Annotated in this window: 25 protein-coding genes; 17 read left to right on the top strand and 8 right to left on the bottom strand. The window is 72.7% G+C overall.

The annotated features are described in order from the left end of the window. Positions 1 to 2: 2 nt before the first annotated feature. From ABFC67_RS13005 to ABFC67_RS12970, 8 genes are all read right to left on the bottom strand, one after another. Positions 3 to 629: an SGNH/GDSL hydrolase family protein gene (locus ABFC67_RS13005; RefSeq protein WP_346738459.1), complete on the bottom strand. Its 627-nt coding sequence runs from the start codon at positions 627 to 629 to the stop codon at positions 3 to 5. A 168-nt stretch (positions 630 to 797) separates the two neighbouring features. Beyond that, positions 798 to 2,045 carry an aminotransferase class I/II-fold pyridoxal phosphate-dependent enzyme gene (locus tag ABFC67_RS13000; protein WP_346738458.1) on the bottom strand — a complete coding sequence of 416 codons (1,248 nt, stop codon included), beginning with the start codon at positions 2,043 to 2,045 and terminating at the stop codon, positions 798 to 800. A 115-nt stretch (positions 2,046 to 2,160) separates the two neighbouring features. Next, the gene (locus ABFC67_RS12995; RefSeq protein ID WP_346738457.1) at positions 2,161 to 3,429 is read right to left on the bottom strand and encodes an HDOD domain-containing protein; all 1,269 of its coding nucleotides are present in this window, start codon (positions 3,427 to 3,429) and stop codon (positions 2,161 to 2,163) included. A 24-nt stretch (positions 3,430 to 3,453) separates the two neighbouring features. Next, positions 3,454 to 4,143, bottom strand: a complete 690-nt coding sequence (locus ABFC67_RS12990) for a flagellar regulator YcgR PilZN domain-containing protein (protein WP_346738456.1) — start codon at positions 4,141 to 4,143, stop codon at positions 3,454 to 3,456. A 30-nt stretch (positions 4,144 to 4,173) separates the two neighbouring features. Next, positions 4,174 to 4,650, bottom strand: coding sequence for a flagellar export chaperone FlgN (gene flgN, locus ABFC67_RS12985; RefSeq protein WP_346738455.1), 477 nt, complete (start codon positions 4,648 to 4,650; stop codon positions 4,174 to 4,176). 1 nt (position 4,651) lies between these two features. Further along, a complete protein-coding gene (flgM, locus tag ABFC67_RS12980; RefSeq protein WP_346738454.1) occupies positions 4,652 to 4,963 on the bottom strand; it encodes a flagellar biosynthesis anti-sigma factor FlgM in 312 nt (103 codons plus the stop codon). Between the two features lie 85 nt (positions 4,964 to 5,048). Then, positions 5,049 to 5,753 (bottom strand): flagellar basal body P-ring formation chaperone FlgA, encoded by a 705-nt coding sequence (flgA, locus tag ABFC67_RS12975; protein WP_346738453.1) that lies wholly within the window; start codon positions 5,751 to 5,753, stop codon positions 5,049 to 5,051. Continuing rightward, positions 5,750 to 7,087, bottom strand: a complete 1,338-nt coding sequence (locus ABFC67_RS12970; RefSeq protein WP_346738452.1) for a methyl-accepting chemotaxis protein — start codon at positions 7,085 to 7,087, stop codon at positions 5,750 to 5,752. The genes flgA and ABFC67_RS12970 overlap by 4 nt, the downstream gene beginning before the upstream one ends. Before the next feature lie 250 nt (positions 7,088 to 7,337). Here ABFC67_RS12970 and ABFC67_RS12965 point away from each other — a divergent pair, with 250 nt between their 5' ends. From ABFC67_RS12965 to ABFC67_RS12885, 17 genes are all read left to right on the top strand, one after another. After that, on the top strand, positions 7,338 to 8,273 hold the full coding sequence (locus tag ABFC67_RS12965; protein WP_346738451.1) for a chemotaxis protein: 936 nt from the start codon (positions 7,338 to 7,340) through the stop codon (positions 8,271 to 8,273). Positions 8,274 to 8,471: 198 nt separating this feature from the next. Continuing rightward, on the top strand, positions 8,472 to 8,882 hold the full coding sequence (gene flgB / locus ABFC67_RS12960) for a flagellar basal body rod protein FlgB (RefSeq protein WP_346738450.1): 411 nt from the start codon (positions 8,472 to 8,474) through the stop codon (positions 8,880 to 8,882). Positions 8,883 to 8,884: 2 nt separating this feature from the next. Further along, entirely contained in the window at positions 8,885 to 9,298 is a 414-nt protein-coding gene (flgC, locus tag ABFC67_RS12955) for a flagellar basal body rod protein FlgC (protein WP_346738449.1), read from the top strand. 19 nt (positions 9,299 to 9,317) lie between these two features. Next, complete coding sequence (locus ABFC67_RS12950; RefSeq protein WP_346738461.1) at positions 9,318 to 9,977, top strand: flagellar hook assembly protein FlgD; 660 nt, start codon at positions 9,318 to 9,320, stop codon at positions 9,975 to 9,977. An 18-nt stretch (positions 9,978 to 9,995) separates the two neighbouring features. Further along, a complete protein-coding gene (gene flgE, locus ABFC67_RS12945; protein ID WP_346738448.1) occupies positions 9,996 to 11,216 on the top strand; it encodes a flagellar hook protein FlgE in 1,221 nt (406 codons plus the stop codon). Between the two features lie 16 nt (positions 11,217 to 11,232). Beyond that, on the top strand, positions 11,233 to 11,973 hold the full coding sequence (gene flgF / locus ABFC67_RS12940; protein ID WP_346738447.1) for a flagellar basal-body rod protein FlgF: 741 nt from the start codon (positions 11,233 to 11,235) through the stop codon (positions 11,971 to 11,973). 52 nt (positions 11,974 to 12,025) lie between these two features. Continuing rightward, the gene (gene flgG / locus ABFC67_RS12935; protein ID WP_346738446.1) at positions 12,026 to 12,811 is read left to right on the top strand and encodes a flagellar basal-body rod protein FlgG; all 786 of its coding nucleotides are present in this window, start codon (positions 12,026 to 12,028) and stop codon (positions 12,809 to 12,811) included. A 55-nt stretch (positions 12,812 to 12,866) separates the two neighbouring features. Continuing rightward, on the top strand, positions 12,867 to 13,535 hold the full coding sequence (flgH, locus tag ABFC67_RS12930) for a flagellar basal body L-ring protein FlgH (protein ID WP_346738445.1): 669 nt from the start codon (positions 12,867 to 12,869) through the stop codon (positions 13,533 to 13,535). A gap of 355 nt (positions 13,536 to 13,890) precedes the next feature. Continuing rightward, complete coding sequence (locus tag ABFC67_RS12925) at positions 13,891 to 14,982, top strand: flagellar basal body P-ring protein FlgI (protein WP_346738460.1); 1,092 nt, start codon at positions 13,891 to 13,893, stop codon at positions 14,980 to 14,982. Positions 14,983 to 14,989: 7 nt separating this feature from the next. Continuing rightward, a complete protein-coding gene (gene flgJ / locus ABFC67_RS12920) occupies positions 14,990 to 15,985 on the top strand; it encodes a flagellar assembly peptidoglycan hydrolase FlgJ (protein ID WP_346738444.1) in 996 nt (331 codons plus the stop codon). Between the two features lie 39 nt (positions 15,986 to 16,024). Then, positions 16,025 to 17,905: a flagellar hook-associated protein FlgK gene (flgK, locus tag ABFC67_RS12915; protein ID WP_346738443.1), complete on the top strand. Its 1,881-nt coding sequence runs from the start codon at positions 16,025 to 16,027 to the stop codon at positions 17,903 to 17,905. Positions 17,906 to 17,907: 2 nt separating this feature from the next. Then, positions 17,908 to 19,107 (top strand): flagellar hook-associated protein FlgL, encoded by a 1,200-nt coding sequence (gene flgL / locus ABFC67_RS12910; protein WP_346738442.1) that lies wholly within the window; start codon positions 17,908 to 17,910, stop codon positions 19,105 to 19,107. Positions 19,108 to 19,703: 596 nt separating this feature from the next. Next, positions 19,704 to 21,137, top strand: a complete 1,434-nt coding sequence (locus ABFC67_RS12905) for a flagellin (protein WP_346738441.1) — start codon at positions 19,704 to 19,706, stop codon at positions 21,135 to 21,137. 231 nt (positions 21,138 to 21,368) lie between these two features. Then, positions 21,369 to 22,757, top strand: coding sequence for a flagellar filament capping protein FliD (gene fliD, locus ABFC67_RS12900; RefSeq protein WP_346738440.1), 1,389 nt, complete (start codon positions 21,369 to 21,371; stop codon positions 22,755 to 22,757). Between the two features lie 35 nt (positions 22,758 to 22,792). Beyond that, entirely contained in the window at positions 22,793 to 23,224 is a 432-nt protein-coding gene (gene fliS / locus ABFC67_RS12895; protein WP_346738439.1) for a flagellar export chaperone FliS, read from the top strand. Further along, complete coding sequence (locus ABFC67_RS12890; RefSeq protein ID WP_346738438.1) at positions 23,221 to 23,529, top strand: flagellar protein FliT; 309 nt, start codon at positions 23,221 to 23,223, stop codon at positions 23,527 to 23,529. Before fliS ends, ABFC67_RS12890 begins: the two co-directional genes overlap by 4 nt. 61 nt (positions 23,530 to 23,590) lie before the next feature. Then, positions 23,591 to 23,821, top strand: a 231-nt coding sequence (locus tag ABFC67_RS12885) for a hypothetical protein (protein ID WP_346738437.1), incomplete at its 3' end; no start/stop codon positions are given.

The following is a 23,821-nucleotide window of genomic DNA, read 5'->3' as shown; positions in this document are numbered from 1 at the left end:
GGTCAGCGCGGCCGGGCGAGCGCCGCGCGCGCGGCCGGCAGGATGCGCTGCGTCCAGCGCGCGTACTGCGCGGCGGACGGGTGCAGGCCGTCCTCGGCCAGCATGTCGGGCGCATCGCCGCGCTCGCGCGAGAGGTCGGTGACGTCGACCCAGCGCGCGCCGCGCGCTTCCGCTTCCTCGCGGTTGACCGCGTTGAAGGCGTCGATGGCAGCGGCGACGGCCGCGGCGTCGCGGCCCTGCGCGCGCGCGAACGGCGTCATGCCCCAGTCCGGGATCGACACCACGACCGTGCGCCGCGGCTCGCCGCCGGCCAGCGCGAGCGCGCGCTCGAGCAGCGCGCGGAATTCGCCGCGGTAGTCGTCGAGCCCGCGGCCGCGGTACTGGTTGTTGACGCCGATCAGCAGCGTGACCAGCGCGTACGGCGGCGCGAACGTCGCGGCGTCCATCGCCGCGGCCAGCTCGTCGGTGGTCCAGCCGGTGACGGCGACGATCCGCGGATCGGCGACGGCGATGCCTTCCGCGCGCAGGCGCGCGGCGAGCTGCGCGGGCCAGCGGCCGGACGGCGCGACGCCCTCGCCGATGGTGTAGGAATCGCCGAGGGCGAGGAAGCGCGGCGGTGCGGACGGCATGGTGGCTCCTGTGTTTCGCGCGGCGTTGCGTCATCGCGGCCGAAGCCGCTCCCCCGGCAAGGCCGCTTTCGCCGATCGGCACGACGCGTGTCCGCGCGTGGGCGGTTTCGGCCCGGATTCCCGACACGCCGCACGTCGAGGCGGAAGCGGGATCGCGATGTTGCGATTTCAGGCGACGGCGGCGCGGCGCGCGCCCGCGTCCGCCATGCGCGCCAGCACGCGCTCGATGCGCACGAACACCTCGGCGATCTCGTGCGGCTGCGGCAGCAGGGTCAGGCGCAGGTGCCGGCTGGCGGCGAGGTTGAAGCTGGAGCCCGGCACCAGCAGCACGCTTTCCTCTTCCAGCAGGCGCAGCGCGAACGCGGCGTCGTCGAAGGCCGGCAGCGCGTCGGCGCGCACCGCGGGAAACGCGTACAGCGCGCCCCGCGGCGCGACCAGTTCGAGGAAGCGGCTGGCGGCGACGCCGTCCAGCGCCGCGCGCCGCGCCGCGTGCAGGCGCCCGCCGGGCGCGGTCAGCGCGCCGATCGTGTCCGGACCTTGCAGCGCCGGGCGCACCGCCCACTGCGCCGGCGCGTTCGCGCACAGGCGCAGCGCGGCCAGCAGGCGCAGCGCATCGTGCAGCGCGGCCACGCGCGCACCCGCCCCGGACAGCGTCGTCCAGCCGACCCGGTAGCCGCAGGCGCGGTGCACCTTCGACAACCCGCCGAAGCTGAGGCAGGGCAGCTCGCCGGCCAGCGGCGCCAGCGGCGCGAACGTCGCGCCGTCGTAGAGGATGCCGTCGTAGATCTCGTCGGCGAGCAGCAGCAGGCCGCGGCGCGCGGCGACTTCGACGATGCGCGCGAGCAGCGCGCGCGGGTAGACCGCGCCGGTCGGGTTGTTGGGGTTGATCAGCACCAGCGCGCGCGTGCGCGGCGTGACCAGTGCCTCGATCTCGTCCGCATCCGGCAGGTGGCCGCGCGCGGCGGGGCAGGCGTAGTAGCGCGGGTGGCCGCCGTTGAGGAGCGTCGCCGCGCTCCACAGCGGGTAGTCGGGGCTGGGCAGCAGCACCTCGTCGCCGGGCTCCAGCAGCGCGCGCAGCGCCAGGTCGATCAGCTCGCTGACGCCGTTGCCGACGAACACGCGCTCGACGTCGGCGCCGGCGACGCCGCGCGCGCGCTGCTGCGCGGCGATCGCCTCGCGCGCTTCCTCCAGCCCCATCTCGTGGCCGTAGCCTTCGCTGTCGGCGAGGCGCGCGGCGACCGCCGCGGCGAGGTGCGGCGGCGTGCGCAAACCGAACCGTGCCGGGTTGCCGATGTTGAGCTTGAGGATCGCGCGGCCCTGCGCCTCGAGCTCGCGCGCGCGCAGCGCCAGCGCGCCGCGGATCTCGTAGCGCACTTCGGCGAGGCGCGTGCTGGGGGTGATGGGATGACCGTCCATGCCGGCTCCAGGCGAAACGCCGCGATGCTAGCAGAGGCGTTCGCCCGCGCGGGGGCGCCGCGCGGGCAGGACGCGGCGCCGCGACGGGCAGCGCATGCAGGCGCGCCGGCGCGCCTCAGGCCGCCGCGGCCTGCGCGCCGGCGAAGCTGTAGACCTGCTCGGCCCAGTCGATCGCCGACAGGTAGGCGTTGGCCAGGCGCTCGGCGTGCGCGCCGGCGTCGGCGAGGCGGTCCCATTCGGCGCGCTCGCAGGCCAGCGCCTCGTCCAGCAGCGGCGCGAACGGACCCTCGCCGCGCTGCACCGCCGCGCGCACTTCCTCGGGCAGCGGCAGTTTCTCGAGCAGCGTGTCCATCGGTGCGTTCATCAGCGCGTCCAGCAGCGAGAACAGGCCGACCGTGAAGGCCATTTCCTGGCGCTCGCGCGGCATGCGCGCGGCGAGCTGCTCGCACATGCGCGCGCGCACCAGCGCGGTCTTCAGCAGCTCCGCCGGGCGGTCCTCCAGGCCGGCCAGCGCCAGCATGCGCACCCAGCCGCGCACGCGGCCGAGGCCGAGGTAGACGATCGCGTGCAGGATCGACTTCACCTTGATCGGCAGCGCGAAGTAGGCCGAGTTGACCAGGCGCAGCAGCTTGTAGCTGAGCACGGCGTCGTTGCGGATCACCGCGTCCAGCTCGTCCGGGCCGGTGTCGGGGTTCTCGATCGCCGCCAGCAGGCGCATCACGTTCAGGCGGTTCTCGCCGAAGGTGGCCTCGGCGACGTTCTCCGGGCGCAGCAGGTAGTAGCCCTGGAAATAGTCGAAGCCGAGCGCGAGGCAGCGCTCGTACTGCTCGCGCGTCTGCACCTTCTCGGCGACCAGCTTGAGCGGGTAGCGGCGCAGCCGCTGCACCATCGCCGCCAGGCCGTCCGCGTCGTGGGCCAGCACGTCCAGCTTGACCAGTTGCGCCAGCCCCAGCAGCGCCTCGACCTCGGCGCCGCCGTCGCCGAAGGTGAAGTCGTCCAGCGCGATGGTGTAGCCGCGCCCGGCCAGCGTGCGCACCGCCTCGATCAGCTCGGCGTCGAGCTTCTCGCCTTCGAGGATCTCCAGCCCGACCTGCTTGCCGGAACTCGGCAGGTGCTGGTGGTTGAGCAGCAGGTTGCGGGTCAGGTTGACGAAGGCGAGGCTGTCGCCGACCAGCCGCTTGATGCCGAAGTCGACGAACGCATGCAGCAGCACGCGCGCGGTCGCGGCGTCGCGATTGGTGATGCGCGCCTGCTGGTCGTCGGCCTGCGCGCGGAACAGCAGCTCGTAGCCGAACAGCCGCTGCTCACGGTCGAGGATCGGCTGGCGCGCGACCAGCATGGCGGGCGCGGCGGGCGTGGCGGTGGCGGCGTTCGGTTGCGGCATGGCGGCGATCTTCCGTGGCGGAATTCATGGTGGGGCCTGGCGGCGCGCGCGCAGCAGGCGGCGTTGCAGCAACGCGGTGAAGCGGCCGACCAGGCGCTGCTGCTCGTGGCTGAGCCCGGCGAAGCTGCCGCCGATGCTGCACGCGCCCGGCATCGCCGGATCGGTGCGCACGCTGCGGATCTCCAGCATCGCTTCCAGCACGCCGACCGGCAGCTCGATGGTGCAGCGCAGGCAGTCGCCGGGCGTGGGCGCGTCGGCGGCGCGCATGCGCAGCGCGACGCCTTCGGTCGAGATGTCGACCAGGCTGGCGGCACGCTGCGCCGCCGCTTCGTCGGCGTGCAGTTGCGCGCCGATCACGTAGGCGGCGGGCACGCGCGTGCGGTAGGCGCGGCGGCGCTGGCGATAGTCGAGTTCGCGCGGCAGCGCGAGGCGGTATGCGGCGGCGGCGGCATCGACCGCGTCGATGCGGGTGCGGAAGCGCAGCTCGATGCCGCCCAATCGGGTCGCCACGTGCAGCGCCAGGCCCGGCACCGCGCGCCGGTGGCCGGCGGCGGGGTACAGCGCGTCGGCGATCAGTTGCCCGCGCTCGCGGTCGAGGCCCAGCAGCAGGCTGCCGTAGGGCGCGCCGGCTTCCGGAAGGAACACCGACAACGGCGTGCGTTCGGCGATGAGCCTCATGAGCAGCGCCTGGATCTCGTGGCCGGCGGTAATCACGTTCGGCGGCGTCCGTACGGCCCGGCCGCGTCAGGCCTTGGCGATGGAGTGCGGCCTCCGCGCGACGGCGCCGGCGCCGCGCGGGCCGTACAGGCCGGCGTCGGCGGATTCGCCGGTCAGCAGGTGCAGCGCCTGGCGCACCTGGCGCAGCTTGACGTCCACCACCGCGCCGTTGTTCTGGTTCAGCTCGCGGCAGCGCGCCAGCAGCGCCAGCGCCTGCTGCCAGCGCGCCAGCGTGGCCGGATCGCGGGCCAGCCCGCTCTGCATCGCGGCCAGGCCGAAGCCGCCGCTGATCTGCGCGGCGAGGTGCACGCGTTCGGCCTCGAGCATTTCGAGCTGGCGCACGTGGGCGTCCTTGGCCGCGCCGGCCGCGTCCAGCGCGGCGTCGTCGCCGGCGAGCAACGCGTCGCGCTCGCACTCGAGCTCGGCGAGCAGCCGCTCGGCGGTGCTGGCGATCTCGCCGACCACCAGCGCAAGCGTGCGCGTCAGCTCGTCGGACAGGTCCATCTCAGGACTTCCCGCCGATCTGGCGCTCCAGCGCCAGCAGCTTGTCGGCGATGCGGCTCGAATCGGCCTGGTAGCCGCCGTCGGCCAGCGCCTGGCGCAGGCGTTCGACGCGTGCGGCGTCCACCGGCGCGGCATCCGCGCGGGGCCGTTCGGCCTGGTGCAGGGCGCGCGCCGAGTCGGTCAACTGCACGCTGTCGGCGCCGGGCCGGGCGGCGTCCGTGCCGGCGGCGGAACCCGCGGCGGCGTTGCCGCCGAGGCGGCCGTCGCGCGGCTGCGGCTGCAGGGGCAGCCGTGGGGCAATCTTGTTGTCCATGCGAATGGGCCTTCCGCCAGTTTCAACCTGTTGCACGATGTATCGGCCTGCCGCGGGAAAACTTTAGGGCCCGCCGCACGCCCCCTCAGGGCAGCGCCGCGACCGTGCCGGCCGCCTGCACCACGCCCTGCACGATGCGTCCGGAGCCGGCGTTGCGCACGCGCACCTGCGCGCCTTCGCCGCCGTTCTCCAGCGCGGTTCCGCTGCTGCGCACCGCCAGCGCGCCGGCGCCGGCCAGCAGGGTGACCTGGTCGCCGCGACGCACCAGCGTCGGCGCGGCCAGCGCGGCCGGGCTCAGCACCGCCCCGGCGCGCAGCGGCCGCAGCAATTGACGTCCGGCCAGCGCGGCCGGATCGGTAAGGTAGCCGTAGCCGAGCTGCGCGACGTCGCGCTGTTCGGCGCGCACGTCCGCGGCGGCGACGGTTTCGCCGCGCGCCAGCGCGCGCGCGCCGACCAGCACTTCGCGATAGACGTGCACCTCGACCGGCACGAACAGCCGCCATGCGCGCGGTCCCGGGCAGCGCACCGCGACGCTGGCGCGCGTGCCGGCGATGCGGTCGCCCGGCAGCTCGGCCTGCAGCGGCGCGGCGCAGGCGGCCAGGCGCAGGCGCGCGTCCAGCGCGGCGGCGCGCACGACGACGCGGCCGCCGGCGGGCGCGACATGCGCGCGCACGTAGGCTTCCGCCGCGCGCTGCAGGCTGTCCAGCGGCTGGATGCCGTCGGCGGCCTGCGCCGCGACGGCGCCCGCCGCGAGCGGCAGCGCCAGCGCGAGGCGGCCGCACAGGTTCACGCCGCCGCTCCCGCGGCCAGCGTGGCCAGGCTCTGGCTGATGCGTTCGAGGTCGCCGTCGAGTTCGTGCAGCGCGCCGCGCGCCTCGCCGGCGCGGCCGTCGGCGATCAGGCCGGCCAGCTCCGCGCTGCGCGTGGCGTAGCGGCGGCCGGCGTCGGCCAGCGTTTCCAGCGCGGGATGCGGCCCGCGCGCGCGCGCCAGCCGCTCGATCCAGCGCGCGATCTGCTGGCCGGGCTGGTCGGTTTCCAGCCAGCGCAGATCGAGCGTGTCGGGGTCCTGCGCGGCCAGCTCCAGCGCATAGCGCAGGCCCTGGCTGGCTTCGCGGATCGCGTGGCTGACGGTGGCGGCGTCGGCGGCGCCGTCCGCGCCGAGCCGCGCGACGTTGAGACGGTGCGCCAGCAGCGCGCTGCGGATCAGCGCCTCGGCCTGGCGGCGCGCCTCGTCGAGCCGGCGCGCCAGCGCGCCCAGGGATTCCGCCGCGCCCTCGGCATGCCGGCGCACGCCGTCCGCGGCATCGGCGGCGGCGGCCATCCGCGCCGCGCCGTCGGCGGACGCGGCGCCGGCCTCGGTCAGCGCGGCGGCGGCTTCGGCGGCGGTCGCGCCGGCCTGGTCGAGCCGGCGCAGGCCGTCGTCGACGGCCTGGTCGAGCTGGCCGGAGAATTCGCTCATGGTGGTGGTGACCGCCTCGATCTCGGCAGTCGCCTGCGCGGTCTTCTCGGCGAGTTGCTTGACCTCGTCGGCGACCACGGCGAAGCCGCGCCCGGCGTCGCCGGCGCGCGCCGCCTCGATCGCCGCGTTCAGCGCGACCAGGTTGGTCTGGTGCGCGATCTCCTGCACGCTGGCGGTGAGCCGGCGGATCTCGCCGGAGAAATCGGCGAACTGCGCGTGCGCCTGGCTCATGCCGGACAGCGCGCTGCGCAGCAGGCGATGCTGGCCGTCCAGGCCGGACACCGCTTCGGCGCCGCGCGCGATGCCGGTGCGCACGCGCGCGCCGGCGGCGTCGGCCTCGCGCGCACCGGCGGCGATGCCGGCGGCGGCGGCCGTCAAATTGCCGACGCCCTGGCGGCAGCCGTCGAAGCCCGCGCCCAGTTCGCCCAGCTCGCGCGCCAGCACGCGCGCGCCGTTCAGCGCGATGCCCTGTTGTTCCAGCGCACGCGCGCCATGCAGCACGGCCGTGCCCGCCTGCGGCGCGCCTTCCGCCAGCGCGGCCAGCGCCGGCGCCAGCGCGCGCGCGGCGGCCGGATGGCGTCGCGTCAGCGCGGCGAGGCGCTCGCGATCGCCGGCGGCGGCAGCGGCGGCGAGGGCGTGGACGTGCTGGCTGAACAGGAGGGTCATCGGTGCGCTCGTGATGGCAGGGGGTTCGGCATACAGATCGCGCCGAAGCGTCGAAACTTGAGGAAGCAAGACGTGTGCCATTGGGGATGGAGTGGGGAGCGGGGGTGGAGAATGGAAACGGCGCGTCGCAAATCGATGGCATGCGTGGCGAAGGACGCGACGGGCGCATCTGCGTTGTCCCACGCCGGCCTCCCTCAAGCTCCCGCCCCGCCGCGCCGATAACCGTGCATCCGCCACGGAACGCATGCGAATGGCCACTGCCCTGCTGGACAGCGTCGACCGCTTCACCCGCCTCGCCGGGCACAACCGCACGGCGATGCTGCTGTTCCGCCTCGACGGCGGCTCGCGCTTCGCGATCAACGTGTTCAAGGTGCGCGAGGTGTTGCGCTGCCCGCCGCTGGCACGCCTGCCGACCATGCACGAGCTGGTCGCCGGCGCGGTCGACTACCGCGGGCGCACGCTGCCGGTGATCGACCTGATCCGCGCGATGAACTATCCGCCGCTGCAGGATCCGGCCGAGGCGCACCTGATCGTCAGCGAGTTCAGCCGCTCGGTGCAGGCGTTCCTGGTACGCGACGTCGAGCGCATCGTGCACTGCGACGGCGCCGACATGGAGACGCCGGGCCACGGCCTCGGCTACGGCGCGCGGGTCAGCGCGGTGACGCGCATCGACGGTGCACTGGTGGCGGTGGTCGACGTCGAGCAGATCCTCGCCGAGGTCAACGGCGCGCAGGCCGAGGTGTCGTCGCGGTTGCGCAACGCCGCGCAGCGCGCCGAGGCGCAGCCGCGGCGCGTGCTGGTGGCCGACGACTCCGCGGTCGCGCGCCGCCAGTTGGTCGAGGTGCTGAAGCAGATGGAGATCGAGTGCGTGGTCGCGCACGACGGCCGCGAGGCGCTGGCGATGCTGCGCGAGCAGGCCGCGCTTGCGCCCGAGGAACGCGTCGCGCTGGTGATTTCCGACATCGAGATGCCGGCGCTGGACGGCTACGCGCTGACCCGCGCGATCCGCGAGGACGCCGCGCTGGCGCCGCTGAAGGTGGTGCTGCACTCCTCGCTGAGCGGCGGCTTCAACGAGGCGATGGTGCGCGACGTCGGCGCCGACCGCTTCGTCGCCAAGTTCCAGCCCGACCTGCTGGCCGCGAGCGTGCTGGAGCTGCTGGCGCAGGTGCGCGCGCAGCGGGGCTGATCCGCGGGTATTCGCCGGCGCGACGGTTTTCCGTCGCCGCCGCGGTCGCGGCCTGCCGCCGGCACCGGCAAGAACTTGCCGCATGTCGCGCATCGCCTTGCGCGGCGCGGCCTGCAGCCCGCGTCGCCGCTACCTGCGGACGCAGTGGCACGCTCCTTGCTGCCGGCAGCCCGTCGATCCCACGAACGGGAGCGGGCGATGAGCAACGGCAACGATCCACTATTCGGCATCCACACGCAGGCCTTGAGCCTGTGGCAGCGGCGCGCGGAAGTGCTCGCGTCGAACCTGGCCAATGCCGACACGCCGGGCTACCTCGCGCGCGACGTCGATTTCCGCAGCGCGCTGGCGGCGCAGTCCGGCGATGCGGCCGGCGACGTGCGCCTGGCGCTCACCGAACCCGGCCACCCTGCCGCGGCCGGCAGCGATCCCGCCACCGGCGCCGCGCTGAAGTACCGCGTGCCGCTGCAGCCGTCGATGGACGGCAACACCGTCGATCCGCAGATGGAGCAGGCCGCGTACGCCGAAAACAGCGTGCGCTACCAGGCCAGCCTCACCTTCATCACCGCGCAGATCCGCATGCTGCGCACCGCCATCACCGGAGGTGGCTGAGCATGTCCCTGTTCCGCATCTTCGACACCGCCGCCAGCGGCATGGCCGCGCAGTCGGTGCGCCTCAACACCACCGCGTCCAACCTGGCCAACGCCGACAGCGTCGGCTCCAGCCCGGACACGGTCTACCGCGCGCGCGAGCCGGTGTTCGCGGCGATCCAGCGCGGCCTCGGCCGCGACGCCGAGGCGAGCGGCGTGCGCGTGCTCGGCGTCACCGAGAGCCAGGCGCCGGTCGGCAGCCGCTACGAGCCGGGCAATCCGCTGGCCGACGCCGACGGCAAGGTCTACACGCCGAACGTCAACCCGGTCGACGAGCTGGTCAACATGATTTCCGCCTCGCGCGCCTACCAGAACGACGTCGAGGTGATGAACAACGCCAAGCAACTGGCGCTGAAAACCCTCGACCTCGGCAAGTGAGGAAGTCCACGTGACCGACATGAACGCGATCGGCAACTCGCTCAACACGGCGATGGCGACATCGTCCGGCTCGGGTTCGCGCGACCAGCTCGGACAGAGCGATTTCCTCAAGCTGATGATCGAGCAGTTCCGCAACCAGGATCCGACCAAGCCGATGGAGAGCGGCGAGTTCATGAGCCAGCTCGCGCAGTTCAGCACGGTATCGGGCATCCAGGGCCTGCAGACCTCGTTCAACGCGCTGGCGGCGTCGCTGCAGGCCGACCAGGCGCTGCGCGCGGCCGACCTGGTCGGGCACCGCGTGATGGTGCCCGGCAGCACCGCCAACCTCGCTGCCGGCGGCACGGTCGGCGGCGGCGTCGACGTGCAGGCCGGCGGCACGGTAGTGGTGAAGATCACCGACGCCAGCGGCCAGCTCGTGCGCAGCCTGAACCTCGGCGAGCGGCCGGCGGGCCTCGCCCAATTCGCCTGGGACGGCAAGGCCGACGATGGCACGCCGATGCCCGCCGGCAACTACGCGGTGTCGGCGCAGGTGTGGAGCGGCGGCGCGTCGCAGGCGGCCGGCACCTACGTGGTCGGCGCGGTTTCCGGGGTCAGCGTCGGCGCCACCGGCGCCGCGCCGACCCTGCAGGTGGACGGCGTCGGCGCGACCACGCTGGACCAGGTCAAACAGATCATGTGATCCCAAGGGGGAGCAGTCATGCCGTTCAACGTTTCGCTCAGCGGCCTCAATGCGGCAGCGTCCGATCTCGAGGTCACTTCCAACAACATCGCCAACGTCAACACCACCGGCTTCAAGCAGTCGCGCGCCGAATTCGCCGACCTGTTCTCGGTGTCGTCGCAGGACGTCAGCACCACCGCAATCGGCAACGGTGTGCGCGTCGCCGCGGTGTCGCAGCAGTTCGGCCAGGGCAACATCGAGTACACCAACAACAGCCTCGACCTCGCGCTCAGCGGCAAGGGCTTCTTCACCGTGCGCAGCGGCTCCGGCCTCGCCTACACGCGCGCCGGCGCGTTCAGCCCCGACCGCAACGGCTACGTGGTGAATCCGCAGGGCGAACGCCTGCAGGTGTACCCGCCGACCGCCTCCGGCGGCTTCGACATCAGCGCGCTGACCGACCTGCAGTTGATCACCTCGCAGAGCGCGCCGAAGGCCTCGACCAACGCGCAGCTGCAGCTCAACCTGCCGGCCGACGCCACGCCGCCGGTCACGGCGCCGTTCGACCCGACCGATCCGACCAGCTTCAACCAGTCCACCGCGTTCACCGTGTACGACTCGCTGGGCGCGACCCACACCGGCACGCTGTACTTCGTCAAGAACGCGGCGGTCAACACCTGGGACACGTATCTCTACCTCGACGGCAATGCCGCCGGCCCATCGCAGCAGGTGGTGTTCAGCCAGAACGGCGCGCTGCAGTCGCCGGCCGGCGGCAAGCTGGCGTTCCCGCCGCAGGTGGTGAACGCCGGCGCGCAGCCGCTGGCGCTGACCCTCGACTTCGGCAGCGCCACGCAGTACGGCAACGCCTTCTCGGTGACCGGCATCCAGCAGGACGGCTACGCCACCGGCCGCCTCAGCGGCATCGAGGTCGGCGCCGACGGCGTGGTCTCGGCGCGCTTCTCCAACGGCCAGTCGAGCGCGCTCGGCCAGGTCGCGCTGGCGACGTTCGCCGACCCGCAGGCGCTGCAGCAGCTCGGCAACACCAGTTGGGGCGAGACCTTCCAGTCCGGCCAGGCGGTGCGCGGCACCGCCGGCAGCGGCAACCTCGGCGAGATCCAGTCGGGCGCGCTGGAAGCGTCCAACGTCGACCTCACCGCCGAGCTGGTCAACATGATCAAGGCGCAGCGCAACTACCAGGCGAACGCGCAGATGATCTCCACCGACGACAAGATCACCCAGACGGTGATCAACATCCACAACTGAGCGGGGGGACTGACGCATGGACCGCTCGCTGTACGTGGCGATGACCGGCGCGACGCAGACCATGCGCGCGCAGGCCGAGGTGGCGCACAACCTCGCCAACGCCAACACCGCCGGCTTCAAGGCCGAGCTGTCGGCGTTCCGCAGCGTGCCGGTGCTGGGCGACGGCGAGCGTTCGCGCATCAACGCGGTCGCGCAGGGCACCGGCTGGGATCTCTCCGCCGGTCCTCAGGTCGCCACCGGCCGCGACCTCGACGTCGCCGTGCAGGGCCAAGGCTGGATCGCCGTGCAGGCGGCGGACGGCGGCGAAGGCTATACGCGCGCCGGCAGCCTGCAGGTCGGCGCCGACGGCCTGCTGACCACCGCCACCGGCCAGCCGGTGCTGGGCGACGGCGGCCCGATCTCGGTGCCGCCGTACACGCAGCTCACCATCGGCAACGACGGCACGGTGTCGGTGGTGCCGCAGGGGCAGGGTCCGGCCACGCTGGCCGTGGTCGGCCGCATCAAGCTGGTGAACCCGGAGCCGGCGCAGCTCGCCAAGGGCGGCGACGGCCTGATGCGCCTCGCCGGCGACGGCACGGCGCCGGCCGATGCCGGCGTGCGCCTCGCCTCGGGCGTGATCGAGTCCAGCAACGTCAACCCGTCGGAGCAACTGGTGCGCATGATCGAGCTGGCGCGCCAGTTCGAGATGCAGGTGCGCGGCATCCGCAGCGCCGACGACAACGCCCGCGCGGCCACGCAACTGCTGCAGGCGACCTGATCCCTTTCATGCACGTGCGCGCCGGTGAACCCGGCGCGAGGAGCGAACGACGATGTTCTCAGCCCTGTGGATCGCCAAGACCGGCCTCGACGCGCAGCAGACGCGCATGGCGGTCACTTCCAACAACCTGGCCAACGTCAACACCACCGGCTTCAAGCGTTCGCGCGCGGAGTTCGAGGACCTGCTGTACCAGGACGTGCGCCAGGCCGGCGGGCAGACCTCCGAGCAGACGCAGTCGCCGTCCGGGCTGATGCTCGGCACCGGCGTGCGCGTGGTCGGCACCGAGAAGCTGTTCACCCAGGGCAACCTGGTGCAGACCGGCAATTCGCTGGACGTGGCGATCCAGGGCCGCGGCTTCCTGCAGGTGCAGATGCCCGACGGCAGCGTCGCCTACAGCCGCGACGGTTCGCTGCACCTCGATGCGCAGGGCCAGATCGTCACCGCCGAAGGCTATCCGCTGCAGCCGTCGATCACCCTGCCGACCAACGCGCAGAGCATCACCATCGGCGCCGACGGCACCGTCACCGCGCAGGTGCCGGGGCAGGCCGCGCCGATCCAGGTCGGCACGCTGCAGCTCGCCGACTTCGCCAACCCCGCCGGCCTCGAGCCGCGCGGGCAGAACCTGTACGTCGAGACCGCTTCCAGCGGCACGCCGCAGACCGGCACCCCGGGTTTGAACGGCCTCGGCACGCTGGCGCAGGGCTCGCTGGAGACCTCCAACGTCAACGTGGTCGAGGAGCTGGTCAACATGATCGAGACGCAGCGCGCCTACGAGATGAACTCGAAGGCGATCTCGGCCAGCGACCAGATGCTGCAGTTCATCAACCAGCACACGTGAGGGGGCGCGGCCGATGAAAGCGCAGGGCGAGAGGCGGACCGCGGGGGCACACGGCTTGGCGCGCGCGTGCGCGCTGGTGGCGTGCGCCGCGCTGGCCGGCTGCATGAGCGCGCCGCCGCGCGCCGACACGTCGTACGCGCCGACCATGCCGGAACCGGCGGTGGCCGCCGCCGCGCCGGCGGACGGCGCGATCTGGCACGACGCGCAGAACATGGAACTGTTCAGCGACCCCAAGGCGCACCGCGCCGGCGACATCCTCACCATCGTGCTGGTGGAGAACACCCAGGCCAGCAAGAAGGCCAGCACCACCACCAGCAAGAAGGACAAGACCGATCTCGCCGCGCCGACCATCCTCGGCAGCGTCGCCTCGCTGCACGGCAAGGCCGCGTCGATCGGCCTCGACGGCGAGCGCGCCTTCGACGGCTCCGGCTCCAGCAGCCAGAGCAACCAGTTGAGTGGCGAGATCACCGTCACCGTGGCGCAGCGTCTCGCCAACGGCAATTTGCTGGTGCGCGGCGAGAAGTGGCTGACCATCAACCAGGGACAGGAACTGGTGCGCATCGCCGGCATCGTGCGCCCGCAGGACATCGGCCCGGACAACACCGTGCCGTCCACGCGCGTCGCCGACGCGCGCATCGCCTACACCGGCAAGGGCACGCTGGCCGACGCCAACAGCAAGGGCTGGCTGTCGCGCTTCTTCAGCTCGAAGTGGATGCCGTTCTGATGCGCGCGCGGGCCGGCCGGATTGCGGCACGCAGCGCGCCCCGTGACGGCGCGTCTTTTCCCCTCTCTCCGGCGGGGAGCGGGCAGGGTGAGGGGGACGGACGCGCAGCGTCCGTGCTTCCCGCGCTCGATGCGCAGGATACGAACCGATGAGCACGGCTACTCGCGATGGAATGAATGTTCGAGGCGCGCGCGCTGGGCGCGTCCCCCTCACCCCGGCCCTCTCCCCGGGGGGGAGAGGGAGACAGGATTCGCTTTCCCCGCTGGGGAGAGGGAGACAAGAGCCGGCGCGCGCAGGACACCCGCGCTTCGCCCACGTCGGGCGCCGCATGCGCGCATTCGGCGCCGCACTCGGCATGTTGGCGGCGGCCGCGCTGCTGGCCTGCTTCGCCGCGCCGCTGCACGCCGAACGCGTGCGCGACCTGGCCCAGGTGGCCGGCGTGCGCGGCAACCAGTTGATCGGCTACGGCCTGGTGGTCGGCCTCGACGGCAGCGGCGACCAGACCAGCCAGGCGCCGTTCACCACGCAGAGCCTGGAGAACATGCTGCAGCAGTTCGGCATCACCGTGCCGGACAACGTGCGCCCGCAGTTGCGCAACGTCGCCGCGGTGACGGTCACCGCCGAACTGCCGCCGTTCGCCAAGCCCGGGCAGGCGGTCGACGTGGTGGTGGCCTCGATCGGCAACGCCAAGAGCCTGCGCGGCGGCGCGCTGCTGATGACGCCGCTGCGCGGCGCCGACGGTCAGGTGTACGCGGTCGCGCAGGGCAACCTGGTGATCGGCGGCATCAGCGCGCAGGGCAAGAGCGGCTCCAGCGTGCAGGTGAACATTTCCAACAGCGGGCGCATCCCCAACGGCGCCACCGTCGAACGCGCGGTGCCGAACGGCTTTGCCGCCGGCGGACCGCTGGTGCTGAACCTGAACACGCCCGACTTCACCACCGCCGCGCGCATGGTGCAGGCGATCAACGGCACCTTCGGCGCCGGCACCGCGCAAGCGCTGGACGCGACCTCGGTCGCGGTGCAGGCGCCGGCCGATGCCTCGCAGCGCGTCGCCTTCCTCGGCGCGCTGCAGGATCTCGACGTGCAGCCGGCGGCGGCCTCGGCGCGCGTGGTGATCAACTCGCGCACCGGCACCGTGGTGATCGGCTCCGACGTGCGCGTGTCGCCGGCGGCGGTCGCGCACGGCGCAATCGAGGTCAGCATCGGCGAGCAGCCCTACGTCAGCCAGCCGGCGCCGTTCAGCGGCGGGCAGACCGCGACGGTGCCGCAGTCCAGCGTGCAGGTCACCGAGCACGGCGGGCACATGTTCAAGTTCGCGCCGGGGGTCAGCCTCGACGACATCGTGCGCGCGGTGAACCAGGTCGGCGCCGCGCCGAGCGACCTCGTCGCGATCCTGCAGGCGCTGAAGGAAGCCGGCGCGCTGCACGCGCAGCTGGTGGTGATCTGAGGCGGCCATGGCAGTCGATGCGCGCGGCCTCGGCACCTATACCGACTTCGCCGGCCTCGACCGGCTGAAGGCGGCCGCGAAGCGCAACGACAGCGGTGCGCTGGCGAAGACCGCGCAGCAGTTCGAGGCGCTGTTCACGCAGATGCTGCTCAAGTCGATGCGCGAGGCCAGCCCCGGCGACGGCCTGTTCGACAGCGAGCAGACCCGCGCCTACCAGCAGATGTTCGACCAGCAGCTCGCCGTGTCGCTGTCGAACAGCGGCCACGGCCTCGGCATCGCCGCGATGCTGATGCGCCAGCTCGGCGGTGCGGCGGCGCCCGCGCCGGACGGCGCATCCGCGCTCTCCGGCGCGCTGCGCGGCGTGCCGAGCGCCGCGCCGGCCGCGCTCGACGCCGCCGCCGCCGACCAGCTCGGCGTGCTGATGGAGCGGACTGGCGGCGCGCTCGGCGACTTCGCCGCGCGCGCGCAGAAGTTCGCCGGGCGCTGGCTGCCGAGCGGGCCGAAGGAATTCGTGCAGGCGCTGGCGCCGTACGCGCAGGCGGCATCGAAGCAGCTCGGCGTGTCCGCGCGCGCGCTGCTGGCGCAGGCCGCGCTGGAAACCGGCTGGGGCAAGCACATGCCGCAGCACGCCGACGGCAGCGCCAGCTTCAACCTGTTCGGCATCAAGGCCGGCGACGGCTGGGACGGGTCGCGGGTGAACGTGCCGACGCTGGAATTCGAGGACGGCGTCGCGGTGCGCCGGCAGGACAGCTTCCGCGCCTACGCCTCGCCGGCCGAGGCGTTCGCCGACTACACGCGCCTGCTCGGCCGCAGCCCGCGCTACGCCGCGGCACTCGGCCGCGGCGACGACGTCGCCGGCTTCGCGCAGGCGCTGCAGTCCGCCGGCTACGCCACCGACCCCGCCTACGCGGCCAAGCTGCGCGCGATCGCGCACAGCGCACAGATGGACGAAGCGCTGGCGGCGCTCAAGGAATCCGCCGCGCTGCCGCCAACCCGAGGGTGATGCGCGTGCACGCCCCGACCGCCAGGAGTGCCCCCCGCCATGGCTGACATGCTTTCCACCGGCATTTCCGGCCTGCTGTCGTCGCAGATCGCGCTGGATACCACCAGCCACAACATCGCCAACGTCAACACCGACGGCTACAGCCGCCAGCGCGCCGATTTCGTCGCGCGGCCGGCGCAGCAGACCGGGCCGTTCTACGTCGGCCAGGGCACCACGGTGCAATCGGTGCAGCGGCTGTACGACCAGTACCTCACCGATCAGGTGCGCGGCGCGACCTCGGGGCAGAGCCGGTTCGGCACCTTCGGCGAACTGGCCGGCCGCGTCGACAACCTGCTGGCCGACCAGACCGCCGGCCTGCAGCCCGCGCTGGATGCGTTCTACGGCGCGATCCAGGACCTCGCCAACTATCCGGCCGACTCGCCGACGCGGCAGGCGCTGCTGGGCCAGGCCAACGCGTTGACCGCGCGTTTCCACGGCCTCGCCGCGCAGTTCGACCAGCTCGACCAGGAAACCAGCAAGCGCATCGGCGCCACGGTCGGCGAGATCAACGGCCTCGGCCGGGCGATCGCCCGGCTCAACGACCAGGTCCAGGCGGCGCAGAGCACCGGTGCCACGCCCCACGACCTGCTCGACCAGCGCGACGCGCTGGTCAAGCAGCTCGCCGCCGACGTCGGCGTCAGCGTGGTGCCGCAGGACGACGACACGATCAACGTATTCGTCGGCAACGGCCAGCCGCTGGTGCTGGGCAACCAGGCCTCGACGCTGGGCGTGGTCGGCAACGCCTACGATCCGACCCGCGCCGAGGTCACCTCCGGCACGCCGCCGGTGGTGATCACCGGCCAGCTCAGCGGCGGCACGCTGGGCGGACTGGTCGACTTCCGCACGCAGATGCTCGACCCCACGCGCAACCAGCTCGGCCGCAGCGCGACCGCGCTGGCGCAGGCATTCAACGCCCAGCACCGCGCCGGCATGGACGCGAACGGCCAGATGGGCGGCGATTTCTTCAGCCTCGGCGCGCCCACGGTGCTGCGCAACAGCAACAACACGGGCGGCGCGAGCGTCACCGCCGCGGTCGCCGACGTGTCCGGGCTGACCGCTTCCGATTACGTGCTGAGCTACGACGGCAGCGCGTGGTCGCTGCGCCGCAGCGACGGCACCGCCGTCGCCATGACCGGCAGCGGCACCGCCGCCGATCCGTTCCTCGCCGACGGCCTGAGCCTGCAGGTCGGCGGCGCCGCCAGCGCCGGCGACCGCTTCATGATCCAGCCGACGCGCGGCGCCGCCGGCAGCCTCGCGGTGGCGATCACCGATCCGGGCGCGGTCGCCGCGGCGGTGCCGGTGCGCGCCTCGGCGGCGGCCTCCAACACCGGCAGCGCCACGCTCGGCGCGCCGAGCGTGACCGACGCCACCGATCCGAACTTGCAGACGACGGCGACGATCACCTTCGCCTCGGCCACCACCTATCAGATCAACGGCGGCGCCGTGCTGACGCTGCCCGCCAGCGGCACGATCGGCGCGAACGGCTGGAGCGTCACCCTGACCGGCACGCCGGCGGCGGGCGATACCTTCACGGTCGCCGCCAACAGCGGCGGCGTCGGCGACAACGGCAACGCGCTGGCGCTGGGCAACCTCGCCGACGCCGGCGTGCTCGACGGCGGCAACACCAGCGTCGGCGCCGCCTACGGGCAACTGGTCGCGCAGGTCGGCAGCGTCACCGCGCAGGCCAAGACCGGGCTGAACGCGCAGACCGGCCTGCTCAACCAGGCGACGCAGGCGCAGTCGAACGTGTCCGGCGTCAACCTCGACGAGGAGGCGTCCAACCTGGTGCGCTACCAGCAGTCCTACCAGGCCTCGGCGCGCGTGATCGCGGTGGCCGACAGCCTGTTCCAGACGCTGCTCGGCGCAGTGAGCGGGAGTTGACGATGCGCATTTCGACCACGTGGATGCAGCAGCAGGCGGTCAACTCGATGCTCGACCGCCAGGTCGATCTCGCCGCCACCCAGCAGCAGGTCGCCACCGGCAAGCGCATCCTCGCGCCGTCCGACGATCCGGCCGGCAGCGCGCGCGCGCTCGACCTCGCGCACTTCGACGCCACCAACACGCAGTACACGCGCAACATCGACGCCGCCAGCGGCCGGCTGGCGATGGAGGAGCAGGCGCTGGCCGCGGCCGGCGACGTGCTGCAGCGCGTGCGCGATCTCGCCATCCAGGGCAACAACGCCACGCAGACCAACGAGACGCGCCACGACATCGCGCTGGAACTGCGCCAGCGCCTCGACCAGATGGTGCAGATCGCCAACAGCCGCGACGCCAACGGCGAATACCTGTTCGCCGGCAACGCGACGCGCACGCAGCCGTTCGTGCAGTCGCCGGCGGGCGTCGCCTACGCCGGCGACCAGGGCCAGCGCCGCGTCGCCACCGCGCCCGGCGAAACCACCGCCACCGGCGACCCGGGCTCCGACGTGTTCCAGTTGGTCCCCACCGGCAACGGCACGTTCGCGGTCGCAGCCGCGGCCGGCAACGCCGGCACCGCGGTGGTCGGCGCCACCCAGGTCAGCGACATCAGCGCATGGGACGGCGGCACCTACAGCATCCAGTTCACCGCGCCCGATACGTGGCAGGTGCTCGACGGCGGCGGCGCGACGGTCGCCAGCGGCAGTTACGCCGGCAACGGCACGATCGCGTTCAAGGGCGTGCAGGTCGCGATCTCCGGCACGCCCGCGGCCGGCGACAGCTTCCAGGTCGCGCCCAGCGCCACGCGCGACGTGTTCGCCACCCTCCGCGATCTCGCCGACGCGCTGGACACGCCGGTCGCCAACGACCACGACCGCGCCGCGCTCAACGAGCGCGTCAACCGCGCGCTGGAAAACCTCGACCAGGCCAGCGGGCGCGCGGTCGAGGTGCGCGCGCGCGTCGGCGCGCGCATGAACGCGCTGGACCAGCAGAAGACCGTCAACGCCGGCGTCGGCGTGCAGGTGAAGGCGACGCTGTCCGGCATCCAGGACCTCGATTACGCCAGCGCGGTCAGCAAGCTCAACCTGCAACTGCTCGGCCTGCAGGCCTCGCAGCAGGCCTTCGTCAAGGTGCAGGGCCTGTCGCTGTTCGACTACCTGCGCAACTGAATCCGCCGCGCCGGCGCGCGAGGTTTCGACGAGGGCCGAAAGGAAAGCCCTTGGACGCGGATCAACGCCGATGAGTGCGGATGGAGCGCCATTCCGATCCGCGTCGATCCGCGTCCAGAAAATGCTCCGTAGGGTGGGCCTTGGCCCACCATTCGCTGCACATCGGTCCGAATGACGGCTCGCCCAGAGCCTTTGGACGCGGATCAACGCGGATGGAGCGCCATTCCGATCCGCGTCTCTCCGCGCTCATCCGTGCCGGGCCCGCGGGATGCGGTGAGCGCAGCGAACCGCATCGTTGCGCATGCCGCACGCGTGCGGCGACGCGGCCCGTCGCATTCGTGGCATCCGCTGCCTCCCGCGGTCCGCGAGCGCCATGGCCGCCGCTCGGCGCCCCGGCCCCTGGCACACGCCCCGTGTCGAAAACCGGGAACCACGCCGCATTTTTTTTCGCGTCGACGCGCGCCCGCGCTCAAGTTTCCCCGGCCGGGGCCGATCCAGACTCCGAGGCGGGCGACGGTTCCATACGGAATGGCGCCGCCGGTATGCGAACCAAGCCGGTGCGATACCGGCACACTGATTCCGTCAGGAGAATTCAGATGTCTGCGATCATCAACACCAACATCATGTCGCTGAACGCGCAGCGCAACCTGTCGTCCTCGCAGGATGCCCTGTCGACCTCGCTCGAGCGCCTGTCGTCCGGCCTGCGCATCAACAGCGCCAAGGACGACGCCGCCGGCCTCGCCATCGCCACCCGCTTCACCACCCAGATCAACGGCCTCAACCAGGCCGTGCGCAACGCCAACGACGGCGTGTCGCTGGCGCAGACCGCCGAGTCGGCGCTGTCCGAGCTGACCAACAACCTGCAGCGCATCCGCGAGCTGGCCGTGCAGTCCGCCAACGGCACCAACTCCTCGGCCGACCGCGCCGCGCTGGACCAGGAAGTGCAGCAGCGCATCGCCGAAATCGACCGCATCACCAAGCAGACCACGTTCAACGGCCTGCACGTGCTCGACGGCACCTTCGGCAACGCCAACTTCCAGGTCGGCGCCAACGTCGGCGACACCATCGGCATCAACCTGAGCACCGGCGTCGGCGCCTCGCAGATCGGCCAGATCGCCAAGGGCACCGGCAGCGCGGTCGACAGCAACGCGCTGGCCGCCAGCGACCTGACCATCCAGATCGGCAGCGGCACGGCGGTTAGCGTCGGCGCGTCTTCGGCCGGTTCCAGCGCGGGCCAGGATGCGGACAGCGCCTACGCCAAGGTGGCGGCGATCAACGCCGCCGGTGTGGCCGGCCTGACCGCGACCGCCAGCAACTCGGTGAGCGGCGCGTTCACCGCGCTCTCGACCGGTGCCGGCCAGACCTACAGCCTGAAGATCAACGGCGTCGACATCTACGCCGCTGCGGACATCTCCGCCACGGCGCCCACCGGCGACGATGTCGCCGCGCAGATCAACCTGCACTCCAGCGAGACCGGCGTCAGCGCCACCTTCGACGGCACCAACATGAAGCTGAGCACGGCCGACGGCCGCAACATCACCGCCAAGGAAACCCTCGGCGGCGGTGCCACCGGCGGTATCGACGACGCCGTCGCCAGCGCGGCGGGCGTGACCACGCGCGGCGCGGTCACCCTGTCGGCCAGCCAGAACATCACCATGAGCGCCACCGGCGCGACGCGCCTCGGCTTCGCCTCGACCTCGATCGCGGTCGACACGCAGACGCTGTCCTCGGTGAACGTGTCGACGGTGGCCAACGCCAACGACGCCATCAACCGCGTCGACTCCGCGCTGGCCTCGGTCAGCGGCCTGCGCAGCTCGCTGGGCGCCATCCAGAACCGCTTCCAGTCGACCATCGCCAACCTGACCGCGGTCTCGCAGAACCTGTCGGCCTCGCGCTCGCGCATTCAGGACGCGGACTTCGCGGCCGAAACGGCGAACATGAGCCGCGCGCAGATCCTGCAGCAGGCCGGCGTCTCGGTGCTGGCGCAGGCCAACGCGCAGCCGCAGACGGTGCTGAAGCTGCTGGGCTGATCCCGGCGAACGCCGCGGCGACGCGGCAGGGAGGTCCGGGCGGACGCACTCCGCCCGGACCGTCGCGGCAGGCGGCCGGCACGATCGTGCCGCCGGCCGGCAAGACGATGCGGCGCGCCGCCGCCGCGACCCGCGCCGATCCGCGCTCGCGCGTGTTGGTACGCAACTTGCTCGACGCGCTGGGTCCGCCGCGCGCGACGCGCGGCCGGCACATTCGGAAGAGGGCACGGCATGGCCAGCATCAGCTCACCCGGCATCGGCTCCAACCTCGACGTCAACGGCCTGGTCACCCAGCTGATCGCCGCCGACAAGCAGCCGCTGCAGGACCAGATCGACAGCCAGCGCAGCCGCGTGCAGACGCAGCTATCGGCGGTCGGCACGCTGAAGTCGCTGCTGGCGTCGATGCAGGGCACGCTGTCGACGCTGGCCGACGGCAGCGTGTTCGGCAAGCGTCTCGCCACCTCGGCCGACACGTCGATCTATACCGCCAGCGCCGACGCCACCGCGGCGCCCGGCAGCTACGACATCGAAGTGGTCAACCTGGCCGCGGCGCAGAAGCTGCAGTCGGGCCCCTACGCCGACAGCAGCACCGCGGTCGGCACCGGCACGCTGACCCTGGCGGTCGGCGGCAGCACGCTGGCGCTGAACATCGACAGCACCAACAACACCCTCGCCGGCATCCGCGACGCGATCAACAAAGCCAGCGGCAACCCGGGCGTCAGCGCCACCATCGTCACCGGCAGCGACGGCGCGCACCTGATGCTGACCGCGACCAAGACCGGCGTCGCCAACGCCTTCACCGTCACCGCCAGCGGCGGCGACGGCGGGCTAGCCGCGCTCGGCTACGACCCGGGCAACGGCGTCAACAATCTGGCGGTGGTCACCGCGGCGAAGGACGCCAGCGTCAAGGTCGACGGCCTCGCCGTGAGCAGCGCCAGCAACACCGTGACCGGCGCGATCGACGGCGTGACGCTGAACCTGGCCAGCGCCGATGCCGGCAACACGCACACGCTCACCGTCGCCCAGGACACCGGGGCGATCACCACCGCCATCAACGCCTTCGTCGCCAGCTACAACGGCTACGTCGCCGCCGCCAAGCAGCTCACCGCATACGATTCGACGACGGGCCAGTCGGGCGCGCTGCTCGGCGATTCGACCCTGCTCGGCATCTCCAGCCAGTTGAGCCAGCGCCTCGGCGCGGTGGTCGGCGGCAGCGGCGACACCTACCGCGCGCTCGGCGACATCGGCATCAGCTTCCAGACCGACGGCACGCTGCAGGTCGACAGCAGCAAGCTGGGCGCCGCGCTGACCGCGAATCCGAGCCAGGTGGCCGCGCTGTTCTCCGGCAGCAACGGCTACGGCACCTCGCTGAACAGCCTGTTCGACGGCTACCTCGACAGCAACGGCGTGCTCGACAGCCGCACGCAGAGCCTGAACAGCCAGTCCAAGGATCTCGACGACCAGCAGACGACGCTGGACGCGCGCATGAGCGCGCAGGAGGCGATGTACCGCGCGCAGTTCACCGCGCTGGACACGCTGCTCAGCAGCATGAAGACCACCAGCAGCTTCCTGACCCAGCAGCTCGCCAACATGCCGCTGCCGGGCCAGTCGGGCAAGTAGGCGCGCGTGCGCGTCCGCAGCGAGGAACCATCGCCATGGCATTTCCCCACGGCTCCAGCGCCATCGCCCAGTACCGCCAGGTGAGCACCCGCGGCGGCGTCGAGCAGGCCGACCCGCACCGGTTGACCGCGATGCTGATGGCCGGCGCGCTGGAGCGCGTCACCGCCGCGTCCGGCCACATGCGGCGCGGCGAGATCGCGCAGAAGGGCGAGAACATCTCGCGCGCGATCGCGATCGTGGAAGGCCTGCGCGGCAGCCTCGATTTCGAGGCCGGCGGCGCGCTCGCCGGCAACCTCGACGCGCTGTACGAATACATGGGCCGGCGCCTGCTGCAGGCCAACGTCGCCGACGATGCGGAGATGCTGGACGAGGTCGCCGGCCTGCTGCGCGAGATCAAGGGCGCGTGGGACGCGATCCGGCCCGAGGCGCTGGCGCTGCGTCCCGGTGCGGCGGGGCGCGGCGGATGAGCGCGGACGCGCTGCGCGATCTCGAAACCGGGCTGCGGCTCAGCCGCGCGATGCTGGCGCTGGCGCGCGGCGGCGACTGGGCGCGCGTCGCCGAGCTGCAGGCCGAGCGCGCGCCGCTGCTGCAGCGCGACGGTACGTTGCCTGCCGCGGCCGTGCCGCTGTTGCGCGAGCTGCTGGCGGTGAATGCCGAGCTCGATGCCTGCGCGACCGCCGCGCGCGACGCCGCGGCGCACGCCTGGGACGCCACCCGCCACGGCCACCAGGGCGCCGATGCCTACCTCGACGCGGCGCGCGGCGGGCCATAAGCGCCCGGCGGTTGCGGCGGCTCCGCTAGCATAGGCTTCAGCCCGACCACCGGGAGCCGGCATGAACTCCGATGTGCTGCAGCGGTTCGAAGAACACGTCGCCTACGAGGGCGATCTGCCGTTCGCCTGGACGCCGCTGCCGCAGCCGCCCGGCGAGGCCGAACTGGCGCGCTGCTTCGAAAGCAGCCTGACCGTGCTCGGCGTCGCCGCCGCGCGCGACGAGCGCCACCGCGCCGAGAACGCCGAGGACGGCGTGCCGCCGCCGGAGCTGGCGTGGATCGACGCCAAGCTC

It is taken from the genome of Mizugakiibacter sp., assembly GCF_039680435.1.
GTDB lineage: Bacteria > Pseudomonadota > Gammaproteobacteria > Xanthomonadales > Rhodanobacteraceae > Mizugakiibacter.
The sequence above is the reverse complement of the archived record's forward strand: the minus strand, read 5'-3'. Positions and strand labels throughout refer to the sequence as shown.